The 17,883-nt window shown below is 61.1% G+C and carries 16 protein-coding genes; all 16 read left to right on the top strand.

Features of this window, described 5'->3' with window-relative positions; all coding sequences use genetic code 11:
* Window positions 1–21: 21 nt before the first annotated feature.
* The 16 genes from J3P77_RS14060 (at window position 22) to nuoI (ending at window position 17,883) form a co-directional block, all read left to right on the top strand.
* Window positions 22–468: an NUDIX hydrolase gene (locus J3P77_RS14060; protein ID WP_434677222.1), complete on the top strand. Its 447-nt coding sequence runs from the start codon at window positions 22–24 to the stop codon at window positions 466–468.
* Window positions 469–528: 60 nt separating this feature from the next.
* The gene (gene mnmA, locus J3P77_RS14065) at window positions 529–1,659 is read left to right on the top strand and encodes a tRNA 2-thiouridine(34) synthase MnmA (protein WP_434677223.1); all 1,131 of its coding nucleotides are present in this window, start codon (window positions 529–531) and stop codon (window positions 1,657–1,659) included.
* The gene (gene hflD, locus J3P77_RS14070; RefSeq protein WP_434677224.1) at window positions 1,659–2,279 is read left to right on the top strand and encodes a high frequency lysogenization protein HflD; all 621 of its coding nucleotides are present in this window, start codon (window positions 1,659–1,661) and stop codon (window positions 2,277–2,279) included. Before mnmA ends, hflD begins: the two co-directional genes overlap by 1 nt.
* A gap of 130 nt (window positions 2,280–2,409) precedes the next feature.
* Window positions 2,410–3,780, top strand: coding sequence for an adenylosuccinate lyase (gene purB, locus J3P77_RS14075; protein ID WP_434677225.1), 1,371 nt, complete (start codon window positions 2,410–2,412; stop codon window positions 3,778–3,780).
* A 61-nt stretch (window positions 3,781–3,841) separates the two neighbouring features.
* Window positions 3,842–5,008, top strand: a complete 1,167-nt coding sequence (locus J3P77_RS14080) for a JmjC domain-containing protein (protein WP_434677226.1) — start codon at window positions 3,842–3,844, stop codon at window positions 5,006–5,008.
* Complete coding sequence (locus J3P77_RS14085) at window positions 5,001–5,423, top strand: GNAT family N-acetyltransferase (RefSeq protein ID WP_434677227.1); 423 nt, start codon at window positions 5,001–5,003, stop codon at window positions 5,421–5,423. The genes J3P77_RS14080 and J3P77_RS14085 overlap by 8 nt, the downstream gene beginning before the upstream one ends.
* A 179-nt stretch (window positions 5,424–5,602) precedes the next feature.
* On the top strand, window positions 5,603–6,349 hold the full coding sequence (locus J3P77_RS14090; RefSeq protein WP_434677228.1) for a secretin N-terminal domain-containing protein: 747 nt from the start codon (window positions 5,603–5,605) through the stop codon (window positions 6,347–6,349).
* Between the two features lie 525 nt (window positions 6,350–6,874).
* On the top strand, window positions 6,875–8,200 hold the full coding sequence (gene aceA, locus J3P77_RS14095) for an isocitrate lyase (protein ID WP_434677229.1): 1,326 nt from the start codon (window positions 6,875–6,877) through the stop codon (window positions 8,198–8,200).
* A gap of 450 nt (window positions 8,201–8,650) precedes the next feature.
* Window positions 8,651–9,064 carry an NADH-quinone oxidoreductase subunit A gene (locus tag J3P77_RS14100; protein ID WP_434677230.1) on the top strand — a complete coding sequence of 138 codons (414 nt, stop codon included), beginning with the start codon at window positions 8,651–8,653 and terminating at the stop codon, window positions 9,062–9,064.
* A 10-nt stretch (window positions 9,065–9,074) separates the two neighbouring features.
* On the top strand, window positions 9,075–9,749 hold the full coding sequence (locus tag J3P77_RS14105; protein ID WP_434677231.1) for a NuoB/complex I 20 kDa subunit family protein: 675 nt from the start codon (window positions 9,075–9,077) through the stop codon (window positions 9,747–9,749).
* 73 nt (window positions 9,750–9,822) lie between these two features.
* Window positions 9,823–11,604, top strand: a complete 1,782-nt coding sequence (gene nuoC / locus J3P77_RS14110) for an NADH-quinone oxidoreductase subunit C/D (RefSeq protein ID WP_434677232.1) — start codon at window positions 9,823–9,825, stop codon at window positions 11,602–11,604.
* 2 nt (window positions 11,605–11,606) lie between these two features.
* Window positions 11,607–12,104, top strand: a complete 498-nt coding sequence (gene nuoE, locus J3P77_RS14115) for an NADH-quinone oxidoreductase subunit NuoE (protein WP_434677233.1) — start codon at window positions 11,607–11,609, stop codon at window positions 12,102–12,104.
* Window positions 12,101–13,468, top strand: a complete 1,368-nt coding sequence (gene nuoF / locus J3P77_RS14120) for an NADH-quinone oxidoreductase subunit NuoF (protein ID WP_434677234.1) — start codon at window positions 12,101–12,103, stop codon at window positions 13,466–13,468. Before nuoE ends, nuoF begins: the two co-directional genes overlap by 4 nt.
* A 137-nt stretch (window positions 13,469–13,605) precedes the next feature.
* Window positions 13,606–16,323: an NADH-quinone oxidoreductase subunit NuoG gene (gene nuoG / locus J3P77_RS14125; protein ID WP_434677235.1), complete on the top strand. Its 2,718-nt coding sequence runs from the start codon at window positions 13,606–13,608 to the stop codon at window positions 16,321–16,323.
* Window positions 16,320–17,324 carry an NADH-quinone oxidoreductase subunit NuoH gene (gene nuoH, locus J3P77_RS14130; protein ID WP_434677236.1) on the top strand — a complete coding sequence of 335 codons (1,005 nt, stop codon included), beginning with the start codon at window positions 16,320–16,322 and terminating at the stop codon, window positions 17,322–17,324. Before nuoG ends, nuoH begins: the two co-directional genes overlap by 4 nt.
* A 10-nt stretch (window positions 17,325–17,334) precedes the next feature.
* Complete coding sequence (gene nuoI / locus J3P77_RS14135) at window positions 17,335–17,883, top strand: NADH-quinone oxidoreductase subunit NuoI (RefSeq protein WP_434677237.1); 549 nt, start codon at window positions 17,335–17,337, stop codon at window positions 17,881–17,883.

The following is a 17,883-nucleotide window of genomic DNA, read 5'->3' on the forward strand; positions in this document are numbered from 1 at the left end:
AACATTAGCCGGGAGACCCTTATGGAATGGCACGCACATGTCACGGTCGCAACCATCGTCGAAAACGAGGGCCGCTTCCTGTTCGTCGAAGAGATGAAAGGAGGTCGTGCGGTGCTCAACCAGCCCGCCGGCCATCTTGACCCCAACGAAAGCCTGCAGCACGCCGCCGTGCGTGAAACCCTTGAAGAAACCGGATGGGATGTCGAGCTGACCGGTGTCGTCGGCATCTACCTCTACACTGCGCCCTCCAACGGCGTGACCTATCAGCGCATCTGCTTTGCAGCCAGGGCGCTTGGCCATCGCCCGGATTATGCGCTTGACGAAGGGATCATCGGACCGGTCTGGCTGACCCGGGACGAGCTACTGGCCCAGCGGGAGCGCTGGCGCAGCGAACTGGTGCTGCGTTGCATCGATGACTATCTGGGCGCGGAACGCTTCAGTCTCGACGTGCTTCGCGACAAGGCGTGAGACTCCACGCCGCCAGCCTGTTAGAATCGCGTCCTTTTCAAGGCCACCCATCGAATCCCCATGCGTGATCCAGCCCTCTCCAGCTCAGACAAGAAGCGCGTCATAGTCGGCATGTCCGGCGGCGTGGATTCTTCCGTTTCCGCCGTTCTGCTCATGGAGCAGGGTTATCAGGTGGAAGGCTTGTTCATGAAGAACTGGGAAGAAGACGACGGAACGGAATACTGCACCGCCCGCGAGGACCTGGCCGATGCCCAGGCCGTGTGCGACAAGATCGGCATCAAGCTGCATACCGCCAACTTCGCGGCCGAATACTGGGACAATGTCTTCGAACATTTCCTGGAAGAGTACAAGGCCGGGCGCACGCCAAACCCGGACATCCTCTGCAACCGCGAGATCAAGTTCAAGGCGTTCCTCGACTACGCCCTGATGCTGGGCGCGGACCTGATCGCCACCGGCCATTACGTGCGCCGCCGTGACATCGACGGCCGCACCGAACTGCTCAAGGGCCTGGATCCCAACAAGGACCAGAGTTACTTCCTGCACGCGGTAGGCGGCGAGCAGATCGCCCGCACGCTGTTCCCGGTTGGCGAACTGGAAAAACCCGAGGTTCGCGCCATCGCCGAGAAGCACGGCCTGGCCACCGCCAAGAAAAAGGATTCCACCGGAATCTGCTTCATTGGCGAGCGACGGTTCACCGACTTCCTGCGCCAGTATCTGCCCGCCCAGCCGGGCGAGATCAAGACCACCGAGGGTGAAGTGATCGGCCGCCACAATGGCCTGATGTACCACACCATCGGCCAGCGCCAAGGCCTGGGTATCGGCGGGCTCAAGGATGCAAGCGAAGATCCGTGGTATGTATTGGTCAAGGACCTGGAGCATAACGAGCTGATCGTCGGCCAGGGCAACGCTCATCCATGGCTGTTTTCCGGCGCCCTGCTGGCTTCGCAGATCTTCTGGGTCAACCCGGTGGATCTGAGCACGCCGCGCCGCCTGACCGCCAAGGTCCGCTATCGCCAGGCCGACCAGCACTGCACGCTGGAAAAGACCGCCGACGGCTACCGCGCGGTATTCGATGAACCGCAGCGCGCCGTCACACCCGGTCAGTCCGTGGTGTTCTACGACGGCGAAGTCTGCCTGGGCGGCGGCGTGATCGAAGTCGCCGAACCCGTGAATTCGAAGGACACCCGTTGATGACCCCGATTCAGGAGCAATTGATCGCCTTGGGCGGCGTCTTCCAGGCCGCTGTGCTGGTGGACCGCATCGCCAAGACCGGACAGGTCAGCGAAGCGGCACTCGGTTGCATGATCGGCAGCCTGCTGGTACTTGACCCCAAGGACACGCTGGACGTCTACGGCGGCGACGATCTCAATCTGCGTGAGGGCTATCGCGCCATGGTCAGCGCCCTGGAACGCGACCCGGCCACCTTGCAGCGCGAGCCGCTACGTTACGCCCTGTCGATGCTTGGCCTTGAGCGGCAGCTGGCCAAGCGCGACGACCTGCTCGAAGTGATCGGCAAACGCGTGCCGGTCATCCAGGCGCAGGTCGAGCACTTCGGGGTTGCCCATGAGAACGTCGTCGCTGCAGCCGGCGCTCTGTATCAGGATACCCTGAGCACGCTGCGCCAGCGTATTCAGGTCCATGGCGACATGCGCAACCTGCAACAGCCCAATAACGCCTCGAAGATCCGCGCCATTCTCCTGGCCGGTATACGTTCGGCCCGGCTGTGGCGGCAAGTTGGCGGGCATCGCTGGCAACTGGTATTCAGCCGCCGCAAGTTATTGAAAGAACTCTATCCGTTGCTGCACGGCTGACCCGCCGCGCAACAGCGACTCCTACCACCAGGCACGGCGCCGTCAACGCTGGTCGGTCCGATCCAGTCGGACCGGGTTTTCATGTATGATACGCGCCCCTTTTCGTTGCCCGACTGTCCGAGAGCACCCCATGCAGCTTTCTTCGCTCACTGCGGTTTCCCCTGTTGATGGCCGCTACGCCGGCAAAACCCAGGCCCTGCGCCCTATTTTCAGCGAATACGGCCTGATCCGTTTCCGCGTCATGGTCGAGGTCCGCTGGCTCCAGCGCCTGGCGGCTCACCCACAGATCACCGAGGTGCCGGCCTTCTCGGCAGAAGCCAATGCCATTCTCGATGCACTGGCTGAAAACTTCGCGGAAGAGCACGCCGAGCGCGTCAAGGAAATCGAGCGCACCACCAACCATGACGTGAAAGCCGTGGAATACCTGCTCAAGGAACAGGCCGCCAAACTGCCGGAACTGGATAAGGTCAGCGAATTCATCCACTTCGCCTGCACCAGCGAAGACATCAACAACCTGTCCCACGCACTGATGCTGCGTGAAGGCCGGGACAATGTGATGCTGCCGCTGATGCGCCAGATCGCCAGCTCGATTCGCGAACTGGCCATCCGTTTCGCCGACGTGCCGATGCTGTCCCGCACCCACGGCCAGCCTGCTTCGCCGACCACGCTGGGCAAGGAACTGGCCAACGTCGTTTACCGTCTTGAGCGCCAGATCGCTCAGGTTGCGGCCGTTCCGCTGCTGGGCAAGATCAACGGCGCTGTCGGCAACTATAACGCGCACCTGTCCGCCTACGCGGACATCGACTGGGAAGCCAACGCCCGCGCATTCATCGAAGACGAGCTGGGCCTGGGCTTCAACCCCTACACCACCCAGATCGAACCCCACGACTACATCGCCGAGCTGTTCGACGCTATCGCGCGTTTCAACACCATCCTGATCGACTTCGATCGCGATATCTGGGGCTACATCTCGCTGGGCTATTTCAAACAGCGCACAATTGCCGGTGAAATCGGTTCCTCGACCATGCCGCACAAGGTCAACCCGATCGACTTCGAAAACTCCGAAGGCAATCTGGGCATCGCCAACGCCCTGTTCCAGCATCTGGCGAGCAAGCTGCCGATTTCCCGCTGGCAGCGCGACCTGACCGATTCGACCGTGCTGCGCAATCTCGGCGTCGGCTTCGCACACAGCGTCATTGCCTATGAAGCCAGCCTCAAGGGCATCGGCAAACTGGAACTGAACGAGCAGCGCATCGCCGCCGATCTGGACGCGTGCTGGGAAGTCCTGGCCGAGCCGATTCAGACTGTCATGCGTCGCTACAACATCGAAAATCCCTACGAGAAGTTGAAGGAGCTGACACGCGGCAAGGGCATCAGCCCGGAAGCCCTGTTGACGTTCATCGACGGTCTAGACATGCCGGCGCAAGCCAAGGCCGAGCTCAAGCAGCTCACTCCAACCAATTACATCGGTAACGCAGCGGCACAAGCCAAGCGCATCTGATACGCAAAAATATCTGCACACGCCCGGCTGTGCCGGGCGTTTTCATTTCAAGGGCTTACACATGAATCCTGATATTCCTCTTCAACTTCTGGGCGGTATGAGCGCACGCGTATTCCTGCGTGACTACTGGCAGAAAAAGCCCCTACTGATCCGTCAGGCCCTGCCGGATTTCCAGAGCCCGATCGATCCTGACGAGCTGGCGGGCCTGGCCCTGGAAGAAGAAGTCGAATCCCGACTTGTCATCGAAAACGGCGAACGTCCCTGGGAACTGCGCCGCGGCCCGTTTGCGGAAGACGAATTCAGCAAGCTGCCCGAGCGCGAGTGGACCCTTCTGGTTCAGGCGGTCGATCAGTTCGTGCCTGAAGTCAGCGAGTTGCTGGAGAATTTCCGCTTCCTGCCCAGCTGGCGCATCGACGATGTGATGATCAGCTACGCAGCGCCAGGCGGCAGCGTAGGACCGCATTTCGACAACTACGACGTGTTCCTGCTGCAAGGCCATGGCAAGCGGCACTGGCAGATCGGCCAGATGTGCGACTCGGAGAGCCCGCTCCTGCAGAATGCGGACCTGCGCATCCTGTCCGAATTCAAGGCCACGCAAGAGTGGACCCTGGAACCGGGCGACATGCTGTATCTGCCGCCCCGTCTGGCGCACTGCGGCGTGGCCGTCGATGAATGCCTGACGTACTCGGTGGGCTTCCGCGCGCCCAGCGCGGCCGAAGTGCTGACCCACTTCACCGACTTCCTGAGCCAGTTCATCCCGGACGAAGATCGCTACACTGACGCCGATGCGCAGCCGGCGAGCGATCCGCATCAGATCCAGCACGACGCACTCGACCGCCTGAAGGCGTTGCTTGCCGAACACATGGGCGACGAGCGCCTGTTGCTGACCTGGTTCGGCCAGTTCATGACCGAGCCGCGCTACCCGGAGCTGGTCGCTGGCGCGGAGCTGGACGAAACCGACCTGCTGGACAGCCTTGAACAGGGTGCGGTCTTGATCCGCAATCCGAGCGCACGCCTGGCCTGGTCGGAAGTCGATGACGATCTGTTACTGTTTGCCAGTGGACAGAGTCGCCTGTTGCCGGGCAATCTGCGCGCCCTTCTTAAACTGATATGCGCCGCTGACTCGTTGCACGCCGAAAACCTCGGTCAATGGCTGGCCGACGACGAAGGTCGCAATCTGCTTTGTGAGCTCGTAAAACAAGGAAGTCTGGGATTCGCCGATGAATAAAACCACTGTATCCGTCGCAGACTGGCAGAAGAACAACGCCGATATCCGGCGGATTCGCGACACCGTGTTCGTCGTCGAACAATCGGTGCCGCCGGAACTGGAATGGGACGCGGAAGACAGCAGCGCCATACACTTTCTGGCCTACGAAGGCGACTTTGCAATCGGCACAGCGCGCCTGCTGCCTGATGGGGAAATCGGTCGACTGTCGGTCCTCAAGGACTGGCGCGGTCTGGATGTTGGCGATGCGCTGCTCAACGCGGTCATCCAGGAGGCAGAGAAGCGCGGCCTCACCGAGCAGAAGCTCAGCGCTCAGGTTCAGGCCGCGGCGTTCTACCAGCGTTTTGGCTTCATCGTGGTCAGCGACGAGTTTCTCGAAGCCGGCCTGCCCCATGTGGACATGATCCGTCGAGCCTGAAACCGGCATTTTGTAGGCTCGCTCGCGGGCACTACATGACACGTCGCCCCGCCTTTTCCGCCTCACGCCTGCGCGTTGAGGCGGGCAAGCGCGGGGCGTTTTGCCATCCGCACGCTCAACTTGTCCCTCGCCAAGCCGACAAACTGGCAAACTCAGGCCTTACGCGCCCTTTGCGGAGAATGCTCATGTCCGGACGTACCCTGCTTGCTTCCCTGCTCCTGATCTTCAGTACCTGTGTGTCAGCGGCGACCGAAGTGGTGCCGCTCAATTACCGCACCAGCGCGGAGCTGCTGCCGGTTGCCCAGTCATTCATCGGCCAGGACGGCACCGTCAGCAGCTACGGCAACCAGTTGATCGTCAACGCCGAATCTCGCCGGATCGAAGAGCTCCGCGCATTGATCACCCAACTGGACATCGCGCCCCGACGCCTGCTGATCAGCGTTGACACCAGCGACAGCGCCTCCCGCGACAGCAGCGGCGCAAGCCCGTCGAGAATCAAGAGTTATGGCACGGCCAGCCGTGAAGGCGGCGTCCAGCAGGTCCAGACCAGCGAAGGCACGCCTGCGCTCATTCAAGTCGGTCAAAGCGTGCCGCTGACGACCTCCTCCGCCGACTCGTACGGGTATGCGCAGAGCGACACCGAATATCGCAATGTGACGCAGGGCTTCTACGTCACTGCAACGGTGACCGGCGACATCGTGCATCTGGACATAAGCACCAATCGCGACCGCCTGAGCCAGGAGCGCCCGGACACCATCAACGTCCAGAGCACCGACAGCAAGGTCAGCGGTCGTCTGGGCGAATGGATCACCCTGGCCGGACAAAGCAGCAACTCGGCGGCCGATCAGCGTGCTCTGGCGCAGCGCTATTCGACCCAGGGCCGGAGCGACATGGTGTTGCGGGTCAAGGTCGACAGCCTCGACTAGCTCATACCCACCCTAAAGCCAGCACCAGCGGGCCTTTCGGTGACCAGCGGGTCGTAAATCAGACGATATGTAGTGAATACAAATAAGCACTACAAAACGTTTGACGAGCCAAAACACGCGAGGCATGATTGCCTCGCTCCCGCTGATCAGAGGCCCTGCATCGAGCCTCCGAGTCGTCGCTCTGACCCACCCACCTGAGCCGATTCGTGTCCGTACCGCCCACAAGGCAGTTTGACGAGATTGCGACTGGAACGAAGTTGTCCCGAGGGACGGAAGCGTTTTACCGGCAGACGGGCAATCTCTGTGATGCAGCAAGGCCTCCACGAGTCGACCTGCACATTCGAGTCATGCCTGGACACCCACTGCTTTCCATGGGCTATTCGTTCATCCGTTGCCATCGCGCCAGACCGCGGCCTCAAGCAAACCTCCGATCAGTGAGCAGCCATTTTCCGTGCCTTCGATAAACGAGGCGTTTTGGCGGAGCAGGACTCTCCAGGCAAGGCCTACATCAAGAGGTTTATCTCCATGGCACTGACACGCGAACAACAAATAGCGGCGCTTGAGAAAGACTGGGCTGAAAACCCACGCTGGAAGAATGTCACCCGTACATACTCCGCTGCCGATGTCGTCCGCCTGCGTGGCTCGGTTCAACCCGAACACACCTTCGCAAAAATGGGCGCCGACAAGCTCTGGAACCTGGTGACCCAGGGCGCCAGGCCGTCGTTCCGTCCTGACAAGGACTTCGTCAACTGCATGGGCGCCCTGACCGGTGGCCAGGCGGTGCAGCAGGTCAAGGCGGGAATCCAGGCCATCTATCTGTCGGGCTGGCAGGTGGCTGCAGACAACAACTCGGCCGAATCCATGTACCCGGATCAGTCGCTCTACCCGGTGGATTCCGTGCCTACCGTGGTCAAGCGCATCAACAACGCTTTCCGCCGCGCCGACCAGATCCAGTGGAAGGCGGGCAAGAACCCAGGCGACGAAGGTTACATCGACTACTTCGCGCCTATCGTGGCCGACGCCGAAGCAGGCTTTGGCGGCGTGCTCAATGCTTACGAGCTGATGAAGAACATGATCGAGGCTGGCGCTGCGGGCGTGCATTTCGAGGACCAGCTGGCATCCGTCAAGAAGTGCGGCCACATGGGCGGCAAAGTACTTGTTCCAACCCAGGAAGCGGTGCAAAAGCTGGTCGCCGCGCGCCTTGCCGCAGACGTGGCGGGCGTGCCGACCATCATTCTGGCGCGCACCGACGCCAACGCCGCCGACCTGCTGACGTCGGACTGCGATCCGTACGACCAGCCATTCGTGACCGGCAGCCGTACCCCCGAAGGCTTCTATAAGGTTCGTCCAGGTCTGGATCAGGCGATTTCCCGCGGGCTGGCCTATGCGCCCTACGCCGACCTGATCTGGTGCGAGACCGCCAAGCCAGACCTGGACGAAGCACGCCGGTTCGCCGAAGCGATCAAGCGCGAATACCCCGATCAGCTCCTGTCGTACAACTGCTCGCCCTCCTTCAACTGGAAGAAGAACCTCGATGACGCGACCATCGCCAAGTTCCAGCGCGAGCTGTCGGCGATGGGCTACAAGCATCAGTTCATCACCCTGGCCGGCATTCACAACATGTGGCACAGCATGTTCAATCTGGCGCATGACTACGCGCGCAACGACATGACCGCCTACGTGAAGCTGCAAGAGCAGGAATTTGCCGACGCCGCCAAGGGCTATACCTTCGTTGCGCACCAGCAGGAAGTCGGTACCGGCTACTTTGACGACATGACCACCGTGATTCAGGGTGGCGTATCGTCGGTAACGGCGCTGACCGGCTCGACCGAGGAAGAACAGTTCCACTGACCGGGCCGCGTTTGAGCCCAGAACAGACCGCCTTCATCGGCGGTCTGTTTTTTTGTATAGGCGGCTTGTATTGACCCCGGACAAGCCATGGTCAGCGCGACGGTGTTACAACTGCCGCGGTCAATAAGCGGCCGCAAGTTCTCGGATACTGACTAGTAGATAAGAAAACAACGCGCTAGATGATATTAATTATCATTTAAATTGGCTTTCATTGCTTTTCCCAGAAAGAAAACTGTTGTGCGAAATCACCGCCGGGCCCCGTCCTGCGGGCCTCTGCGGCCGAAGATGGCATGCCAGGCGATTAATTCTTCGAATAATTTTGATGTAGAAAATTTACTTGCCCACTGTTTGCACATAAAATCACCCCGTTGCACGCGCTGCGACAATTCGTCACTGCGTCAACTCGTCATCAAGCACAGAGACCTTTGCTCTCTAATAAGGACTGCCAGCATGCCCGAATCGACAGGATTGATTGCCCACAACTGGGGCTTCGCCATTTTCCTTTTGGGTGTTGTCGGCCTTTGCGCCTTCATGCTCGGCGTCTCCAGCCTGCTCGGCAGCAAGGCCTGGGGCCGCAGCAAGAACGAACCTTTCGAGTCCGGCATGCTGCCGACCGGCAGTGCACGTCTGCGTTTCTCCGCAAAATTCTATCTGGTCGCGATGCTTTTCGTGATCTTTGACATTGAAGCCCTTTTTCTCTTTGCCTGGTCTGTGTCCGTCCGCGAAAGCGGCTGGACCGGATTCGTCGAAGCTCTCGTTTTCATAGCAATTCTGTTGGCAGGTCTTGTCTACCTATGGCGGGTAGGGGCGCTCGATTGGGCTCCCGAAGGTCGCCGTACTCGGCAGGCGAAGCTAAAACAATGAGGCTTTGGCGATGCAATACAATCTCACCAGGATCGACCCGGATGCTCCTAACGAGCAGTATCCAATCGGCAAGCGGGAAACCGTTTCCGACCCGCTAGAAGATCAAGTCCACAAAAATGTTTTCATGGGCAAGCTCGAAGACGTGCTGAACGGCGCGGTCAACTGGGGGCGCAAGAACTCCCTGTGGCCGTACAACTTCGGCCTTTCGTGCTGCTACGTGGAAATGACCACCGCTTTCACCGCACCCCATGACATCGCGCGCTTTGGCGCCGAGGTCATTCGTGCATCACCGCGTCAGGCGGATTTCATGGTGATCGCCGGCACGCCGTTCCTCAAGATGGCTCCCATCATTCAACGTCTGTACGAGCAGATGCTTGAACCAAAGTGGGTCATCTCCATGGGCGCGTGTGCCAACTCCGGTGGCATGTACGACATCTATTCGGTAGTCCAGGGAGTCGACAAGTTCCTCCCTGTGGATGTTTACGTGCCCGGCTGCCCGCCCCGCCCCGAGGCATTTCTGCAAGGCCTGATGCTTTTGCAGGAATCGATCGGCCAGGAGCGTCGCCCACTTTCCTGGGTCGTCGGCGAACAAGGCGTTTACCGCGCCGATATGCCGTCGCAAAAGGAACAGCGCCGCGAACAGCGTATCCAGGTCACAAACCTGCGCAGCCCCGACGAAGTCTGATCCAGCCCGTTCTTCTTATAAAAAAGACAGGAATCGGGCTGATTCTGTACGTTGACCGAAGTGATTGAGACCTATGACTGCAGACACCGCTCTGTACATCCCGCCTTACAAGGCTGACGACCAAGATGTCGTCGTTGAACTGTCCAACCGATTTGGCGCCGAGGCTTTCACAGCCCAGCCGACCCGCACCGGCATGCCGGTGCTGTGGGTCGAGCGCGCGCGACTGATCGAGGTCCTGACATTCCTGCGTCAGGTGGCCAAGCCCTACTCGATGCTCTATGACCTGCACGGCATGGACGAACGCCTGCGCACCCATCGCCGCGGCTTGCCGGGCTCCGACTTCACTGTGTTCTACCAGCTGCTTTCGGTCGAGCGTAACAGCGACGTGATGATCAAGGTGGCGCTGTCCGAATCGGACCTGAACCTGCCTTCGATCACCGGTATCTGGCCCAACGCAAACTGGTACGAGCGTGAAGTGTGGGACATGTTCGGGGTCACGTTCGAGGGCCACCCGCACCTCACCCGTATTCTGATGCCGCCGACCTGGGAAGGTCACCCGTTGCGCAAGGACTTCCCTGCCCGCGCCACCGAGTTCGACCCTTACAGCCTGACCCTTGCCAAGCAACAGCTTGAGGAAGAAGCCGCGCGTTTCCGTCCCGAAGACTGGGGCATGAAGCGCTCCGGCAAGAACGAGGACTACATGTTCCTCAACCTGGGCCCGAACCACCCTTCGGCTCACGGTGCGTTCCGCATCATTCTGCAGCTGGACGGCGAAGAGATCGTCGACTGCGTGCCGGACATCGGCTACCACCACCGCGGCGCGGAGAAGATGGGCGAACGCCAGTCCTGGCACAGCTACATCCCATACACCGATCGCGTCGACTATCTCGGTGGGGTGATGAACAACCTGCCCTACGTGCTTTCGGTGGAGAAACTGGCCGGCATCACCGTGCCGGACCGGGTCAACGTGATCCGCATCATGATGGCCGAATTCTTCCGCATCAACAGCCACCTGCTGTTCCTGGGGACCTACATCCAGGACGTCGGGGCGATGACCCCGGTGTTCTTCACGTTTACCGACCGCCAGCGCGCCTACACCGTGATCGAAGCGATCACCGGTTTCCGCCTGCATCCGGCCTGGTACCGTATCGGTGGCGTTGCCCACGACCTGCCGCGCGGCTGGGAAAAGCTGGTCAAGGACTTCGTGGAGTGGATGCCCAAGCGTCTGGACGAATACCAGAAGGCGGCGCTCGACAACAGCATTCTGCGCGGCCGGACCATTGGCGTTGCCGCTTACAACACACGCGAAGCGCTGGACTGGGGTGTCACCGGCCCGAGCCTGCGCGCCACCGGCCTGGACTTCGACCTGCGCAAGGCGCGTCCGTACTCGGGCTACGAGAACTTCGAATTCGAAGTCCCGCTGGCCGCCAACGGCGACGCCTATGACCGCTGTCTGGTCCGCGTCGAAGAAATGCGCCAGAGCCTCAAGATCATCGAGCAGTGCATGCGCAACATGCCGGCCGGCCCGTACAAGGCGGATCACCCGCTGACCACGCCGCCGCCCAAGGAACGCACGCTGCAGCACATCGAAACCCTGATCACACACTTCCTTCAGGTTTCGTGGGGTCCGGTCATGCCGGCCAACGAATCCTTCCAGATGATCGAAGCGACCAAGGGCATCAACAGTTATTACCTGACGAGCGATGGCGGCACCATGAGCTACCGCACCCGGATTCGCACTCCAAGCTACCCGCACCTGCAACAGATCCCTTCGGTGATCAAGGGCAGCATGGTCGCGGACTTGATCGCGTACCTGGGTAGTATCGATTTCGTTATGGCCGACGTGGACCGCTAAGCATGAACAGCACGTTAATCCAGACAGACCGTTTCGTTCTCAGCGAAACCGAGCGCTCGGCCATCGAGCATGAGATGCACCACTACGAGGACTCCCGCGCGGCGTCCATCGAAGCGTTGAAAATCGTACAGAAAGAGCGTGGCTGGGTGCCGGACGGCGCCATCTACGCGATCGGCGAAGTGCTGGGCATCCCCGCCAGCGACGTCGAGGGCGTTGCTACCTTCTACAGCCAGATCTTCCGTCAGCCGGTCGGACGCCACATCATCCGCGTCTGCAACAGCATGGTGTGCTTCATCGGCGGTCACGAGTCGGTCGTGGACGAAATCAAGAACTCGCTGGGCATCGGCCTGGGTCAGACCACGGCCGATGGCCGCTTCACACTGTTGCCGGTCTGCTGCCTCGGTAACTGCGACAAGGCCCCGGCCGTGATGGTCGACGACGACACTTTCGGCGATGTACAGCCTGCTGGCGTTGCCAAGATGCTGGAGGGTTACCTATGACCATCACTTCCTTCGGCCCGGCCAACCGCATTGCGCGCACCGCCGAAACCCACCCCCTGACCTGGCGCCTGCGCGATGACGGCGAACCGGTGTGGCTGGACGAGTACCAGACCAAGGACGGTTACGCTGCGGCCCGCAAGGCATTGCTGCAACAGTCCCCGGACGACATCGTGCAGGCCGTCAAGGACTCGGGTCTCAAGGGTCGCGGCGGTGCGGGCTTCCCCACTGGCGTGAAGTGGGGCCTGATGCCTAAAGACGAATCCATGAACATCCGCTACCTGCTGTGCAACGCGGACGAAATGGAGCCCAACACCTGGAAGGACCGGATGCTCATGGAGCAGCTTCCGCACCTGCTGGTCGAGGGCATGCTGATCAGCGCCAAGGCGCTCAAGGCTTATCGCGGCTACATCTTCCTGCGCGGCGAGTACGTCACTGCCGCCAGGCATCTGAATCGTGCTGTTGCCGAAGCCAAGGCCGCCGGCCTGCTGGGCAAGAACATTCTGGGCACCGGTTTCGATTTCGAGCTGTTCGTGCACACCGGCGCGGGGCGCTATATCTGCGGTGAAGAAACCGCACTGATCAACTCCCTCGAAGGTCGCCGCGCCAACCCGCGCTCCAAGCCGCCCTTCCCTGCCGCCGTGGGCGTGTGGGGCAAGCCGACGTGTGTCAACAACGTCGAGACCCTGTGCAACGTGCCGGCGATCGTCAACAACGGCAACGACTGGTACAAGTCGCTGGCCCGCGAAGGCAGCGAAGACCACGGCACCAAGTTGATGGGCTTCTCCGGCAAGGTGAAGAACCCCGGCCTCTGGGAACTGCCTTTCGGCGTCCAGGCGCGCGAGCTGTTCGAGGACTACGCAGGTGGCATGCGTGATGGCTTCAAGCTCAAGTGCTGGCAGCCCGGTGGCGCCGGGACCGGCTTCCTGCTGCCCGAACACCTGGACGCGCAAATGTACGCCGGCGGCATCGCCAAGGTCGGCACCCGTATGGGCACCGGTCTGGCCATGGCGGTCGACGATTCAGTCAATATGGTTTCGCTGCTGCGCAACATGGAAGAGTTCTTCGCCCAGGAATCCTGTGGCTTCTGCACACCTTGCCGCGACGGCCTGCCGTGGAGCGTGAAGATGCTCCGGGCCATCGAGCAAGGTCAGGGCCAACCGGGCGATATCGAGACGCTGCTGGGTCTGGTCAACTTCCTCGGTCCGGGCAAGACGTTCTGCGCCCACGCACCGGGCGCCGTGGAGCCATTGGGTAGCGCAATCAAATATTTCCGGTCGGAATTCGAAGCGGGCATCGCGCCCGTCAGCACCCCGACCGGCGCCATGCTGGCGACGGCCAGGAACCCGACGAACGCTGGCGCATAACAAGACACATCGGTCGGCGGCCCATCGGGCCGTCGACTTCGTAACTGCCAGCGCCCTCGCGGGCTGAACAAGGCAGACACAACCGAGATTCCATTAGCCACGCCCGCTGACAACGGGCCAACGAAGAACTTTGAACCATGGCTACTATCCACGTAGACGGCAAAGCGCTTGAGGTCGATGGCGCGGACAACCTGTTACAGGCATGTCTGTCGCTGGGCCTCGACATTCCCTATTTCTGCTGGCACCCCGCTCTTGGCAGCGTCGGCGCCTGTCGCCAGTGCGCGGTCAAGCAGTACACCGACGAGAATGACACCCGCGGTCGTATCGTCATGTCCTGCATGACTCCGGCCACTGACAACACCTGGATTTCCATCGATGACGATGAGTCCAAGGCGTTTCGCGCCAGTGTCGTCGAATGGCTGATGACCAACCACCCGCATGACTGCCCGGTCTGCGAGGAAGGCGGTCATTGCCACCTGCAAGACATGACCGTGATGACCGGCCATAACGAGCGCCGTTATCGCTTCACCAAGCGTACCCACCAGAACCAGGAACTGGGTCCGTTCATCGCGCACGAAATGAACCGCTGTATCGCCTGCTATCGCTGCGTCCGTTTCTATAAGGACTATGCGGGCGGCACGGATCTGGGTGTGTATGGCGCCCACGACAACGTGTACTTCGGCCGCGTCGAAGACGGCACGCTGGAAAGCGAGTTCTCCGGCAACCTCACCGAGGTCTGCCCGACCGGCGTGTTCACCGACAAGACCCACTCCGAGCGCTACAACCGCAAGTGGGACATGCAGTTCTCTCCGAGCATCTGTCACGGCTGCTCCAGCGGCTGCAACATCAGCCCCGGCGAGCGTTATGGCGAAATCCGTCGCATCGAAAACCGCTACAACGGTTCCGTCAACCAGTACTTCCTGTGTGACCGCGGCCGCTTCGGCTACGGCTACGTCAATCGCAAGGATCGCCCACGTCAGCCGCTGCTGGCCGACGGTCAGGTCAAGCTGAGCCTTGATGACGCACTCGACAAGGCCGCCGACCTGCTGCGCGGTCGTAACATCGTCGGCATCGGTTCGCCCCGCGCCAGCCTCGAAAGCAACTACGCGTTGCGCGAACTGGTCGGCGCCGAGCATTTCTACAGCGGTATCGAAGCCGGTGAGCTGGAGCGCCTGCGCCTGATTCTTCAGGTGCTGAACGACAGCCCGCTGCCGATTCCCACGCTGCGCGACATCGAAGACCACGACGCTGTTTTCGTGCTGGGTGAAGACCTCACTCAGACCGCCGCGCGCATGGCGCTTGGCCTGCGTCAGGCGGTCAAAGGCAAGGCTGAAGACATGGCTGCGGCGATGAAGGTCCAGCCGTGGCTCGACGCCGCCGTTAAAAACATCGGCCAGCACGAGCTGAACCCGCTGTTCATTGCCAGTCTGGCCGAGACCCGTCTGGATGACATCGCGCAGGAATGCGTCCATGCCGCGCCGGACGATCTGGCCCGTATCGGTTTCGCAGTAGCTCACGCCATTGACGCCAGCGCGCCCGCGGTCGAAGGCCTGGACAGCGAAGCGCTGGAACTGGCGCAGCGCATCGCCGAAGCGCTGCTCGCGGCCAAGCGTCCGCTGATCATTTCCGGCAGTTCGCTGGGTTCCAGCGCACTGATCGAGGCGGCGGCGAACATCGCCAAGGCTCTGAAGCTGCGTGACAAGCAAGGCTCGATCAGCCTGATCGTGCCGGAAGCCAACAGCATGGGTCTTGCCATGTTCGGTGGCGATTCGGTTGACGCGGCGTTGCAGGCGGTGATTTCCGGTCAGGCCGACGCCATTGTCGTGCTGGAAAACGATCTGTATCGCCGCGTCGATGCCGCCACCGTCGACGCTGCACTCAATGCGGCCAAGGTGGTCATCGTCGCCGACCATCAAAAGACTCGGACCACCGACCGCGCGCATCTGGTGCTGCCTGCGGCAAGCTTCGCCGAAGGCGACGGTACGCTGGTCAGCCAGGAAGGCCGCGCCCAGCGCTTCTTCCAGGTATTCGATCCGACCTACATGGACGCCGGCATTCTGGTCCATGAAGGATGGCGCTGGCTGCATGCCCTGCGTGCGACCCTGCTGAACAAGCCGGTGGACTGGACGCAACTGGACCATGTCACCGAAGCCTGTGCGGCCAGCTCCGCTCAACTGGCGGGCATCGTCAACGCAGCGCCTTCGGCGTCGTTCCGCATCAAGGGCCAGAAGCTGGCTCGCGAACCTCTGCGTTACAGCGGCCGGACCGCCATGCGCGCCAATATCAGTGTGCATGAGCCACGCACTCCGCAGGACAAGGACACCGCGTTCGCGTTCTCGATGGAAGGCTATTCGGGTTCCGCCGAACTGCGCCAGCAGGTGCCGTTCGCCTGGTCTCCGGGCTGGAACTCGCCGCAAGCCTGGAACAAGTTCCAGGACGAAGTCGGTGGTCACTTGCGTGCCGGTGATCCGGGCACGCGCCTGATCGAAAGCAAAGGTGATGGTCTGAGCTGGTTTGCCGGTGTACCTCGTGCCTTCTCGCCGCAGCGCGGCACCTGGCAAGTGGTGCCGTTCTTCCACCTGTTCGGCAGCGACGAAACCTCTGCCCTCGCCGCGCCTGTACAGGAGCGCATTCCTGAGGCCTACGTGGCGCTTGCCAAATCGGAAGCCGATCGACTGGGCGTCAACGATGGCGCGCTGCTCAGCGTGAGTGTCGCCGGCCAGACCTTGCGTCTGCCGCTGCGTATCAACGAAGAGCTCGGTGCCGGACTGGTTGCCCTGCCGGTCGGTCTGGCTGGCATCCCGGCGGCGGTATTCGGCAAAACCGTTGATGGTCTGCAGGAGGCAGCGCTATGACCTGGTTTACCCCTGAAGTGGTCGACGTGATCGTCTCGGTGCTCAAGGCCGTCGTGATCCTGCTGGCCGTGGTGGTCTGCGGCGCTTTGCTCAGCTGGGTAGAGCGTCGTCTGCTGGCGCTATGGCAGGACCGTTACGGTCCGAACCGCGTCGGCCCGTTTGGCGCCTTCCAGATCGCGGCCGACATGATCAAGATGTTCTTCAAGGAAGACTGGAACCCACCGTTCGCCGACAGGATGATCTTCACCCTGGCGCCGGTGGTGGCCATGAGCGCCTTGCTGATCGCCTTCGCCATCATCCCGATCACCCCGACCTGGGGCGTCGCCGATCTGAACATCGGCCTGCTGTTCTTCTTCGCCATGGCCGGCCTGTCGGTCTACGCGGTGCTGTTCGCCGGCTGGTCGAGCAACAACAAGTTCGCTCTGCTCGGCAGCCTGCGCGCCTCGGCCCAGACCGTGTCCTATGAAGTGTTCATGGGCCTGGCGCTGATGGGCGTCGTGGTCCAGGCCGGTTCGTTCAACATGCGTGACATCGTCGAATACCAGGCACAGAACCTGTGGTTCATCATTCCGCAGTTTCTGGGTTTCTGTACCTTCTTTATCGCCGGCGTCGCCGTGACCCACCGTCACCCGTTCGACCAGCCCGAAGCGGAACAGGAACTGGCCGACGGCTACCACATCGAATATGCCGGCATGAAATGGGGCATGTTCTTCGTGGGTGAATACATCGGCATCGTGCTGATCTCGGCCCTTCTGGTGACGTTGTTCTTCGGTGGCTGGCACGGTCCGTTCGGCATCCTGCCTTCGCTTTCATTCCTGTGGTTCGCACTCAAGACCGCGTTCTTCATCATGCTGTTCATTCTGCTGCGCGCTTCCATCCCGCGCCCGCGCTATGACCAGGTGATGGATTTCAGCTGGAAATTCTGCCTGCCGCTGACCCTGATCAATCTGCTGGTAACTGCCGCAATCGTGTTGTTGAACACGCCTGCCGCAGGTCAGTGAGGACCTAACCATGCTCAAGTATCTCTGGCACATCGTGCATGGCACCTACACCCAGCTTCGCAGCCTGGTGATGGTGTTCTCACATGCATTCCGCAAACGCGACACCCTGCAATACCCTGAAGAACAGGTCTACCTGCCGCCACGCTACCGCGGCCGGATCGTTCTGACCCGCGACCCGGACGGCGAGGAGCGCTGCGTAGCCTGCAACCTGTGCGCCGTGGCGTGCCCGGTCGGCTGCATCTCGCTGCAGAAAGCCGAAACCGAAGACGGTCGCTGGTACCCGGAGTTCTTCCGGATCAATTTCTCGCGCTGCATCTTCTGCGGCATGTGCGAGGAAGCTTGCCCGACCACCGCGATCCAGCTCACGCCGGATTTCGAAATGTCCGAGTTCAAGCGTCAGGATCTGGTCTATGAAAAAGAAGACTTGCTGATCTCAGGCCCTGGCAAGTACCCGGAATACAACTTCTATCGCGTCGCAGGCATGGCCGTTGCCGGCAAGCCAAAAGGCGCCGCGCAGAACGAAGCCGAGCCGATCAACGTGAAGAGCTTGCTGCCCTAA

This window comes from Pseudomonas sp. R1-18 (genome assembly GCF_051132095.1).
GTDB lineage: Bacteria > Pseudomonadota > Gammaproteobacteria > Pseudomonadales > Pseudomonadaceae > Aquipseudomonas.

What these genes read in the sequence shown, in the direction of transcription:
- J3P77_RS14060 (WP_434677222.1), top strand. Translation starts at nt 22, where the DNA reads ATGGAATGGCACGCACATGTCACGGTCGCAACCATCGTCGAAAACGAG.
- mnmA (WP_434677223.1), top strand. Translation starts at nt 529, where the DNA reads ATGCGTGATCCAGCCCTCTCCAGCTCAGACAAGAAGCGCGTCATAGTC.
- hflD (WP_434677224.1), top strand. Translation starts at nt 1,659, where the DNA reads ATGACCCCGATTCAGGAGCAATTGATCGCCTTGGGCGGCGTCTTCCAG.
- purB (WP_434677225.1), top strand. Translation starts at nt 2,410, where the DNA reads ATGCAGCTTTCTTCGCTCACTGCGGTTTCCCCTGTTGATGGCCGCTAC.
- J3P77_RS14080 (WP_434677226.1), top strand. Translation starts at nt 3,842, where the DNA reads ATGAATCCTGATATTCCTCTTCAACTTCTGGGCGGTATGAGCGCACGC.
- J3P77_RS14085 (WP_434677227.1), top strand. Translation starts at nt 5,001, where the DNA reads ATGAATAAAACCACTGTATCCGTCGCAGACTGGCAGAAGAACAACGCC.
- J3P77_RS14090 (WP_434677228.1), top strand. Translation starts at nt 5,603, where the DNA reads ATGCTCATGTCCGGACGTACCCTGCTTGCTTCCCTGCTCCTGATCTTC.
- aceA (WP_434677229.1), top strand. Translation starts at nt 6,875, where the DNA reads ATGGCACTGACACGCGAACAACAAATAGCGGCGCTTGAGAAAGACTGG.
- J3P77_RS14100 (WP_434677230.1), top strand. Translation starts at nt 8,651, where the DNA reads ATGCCCGAATCGACAGGATTGATTGCCCACAACTGGGGCTTCGCCATT.
- J3P77_RS14105 (WP_434677231.1), top strand. Translation starts at nt 9,075, where the DNA reads ATGCAATACAATCTCACCAGGATCGACCCGGATGCTCCTAACGAGCAG.
- nuoC (WP_434677232.1), top strand. Translation starts at nt 9,823, where the DNA reads ATGACTGCAGACACCGCTCTGTACATCCCGCCTTACAAGGCTGACGAC.
- nuoE (WP_434677233.1), top strand. Translation starts at nt 11,607, where the DNA reads ATGAACAGCACGTTAATCCAGACAGACCGTTTCGTTCTCAGCGAAACC.
- nuoF (WP_434677234.1), top strand. Translation starts at nt 12,101, where the DNA reads ATGACCATCACTTCCTTCGGCCCGGCCAACCGCATTGCGCGCACCGCC.
- nuoG (WP_434677235.1), top strand. Translation starts at nt 13,606, where the DNA reads ATGGCTACTATCCACGTAGACGGCAAAGCGCTTGAGGTCGATGGCGCG.
- nuoH (WP_434677236.1), top strand. Translation starts at nt 16,320, where the DNA reads ATGACCTGGTTTACCCCTGAAGTGGTCGACGTGATCGTCTCGGTGCTC.
- nuoI (WP_434677237.1), top strand. Translation starts at nt 17,335, where the DNA reads ATGCTCAAGTATCTCTGGCACATCGTGCATGGCACCTACACCCAGCTT.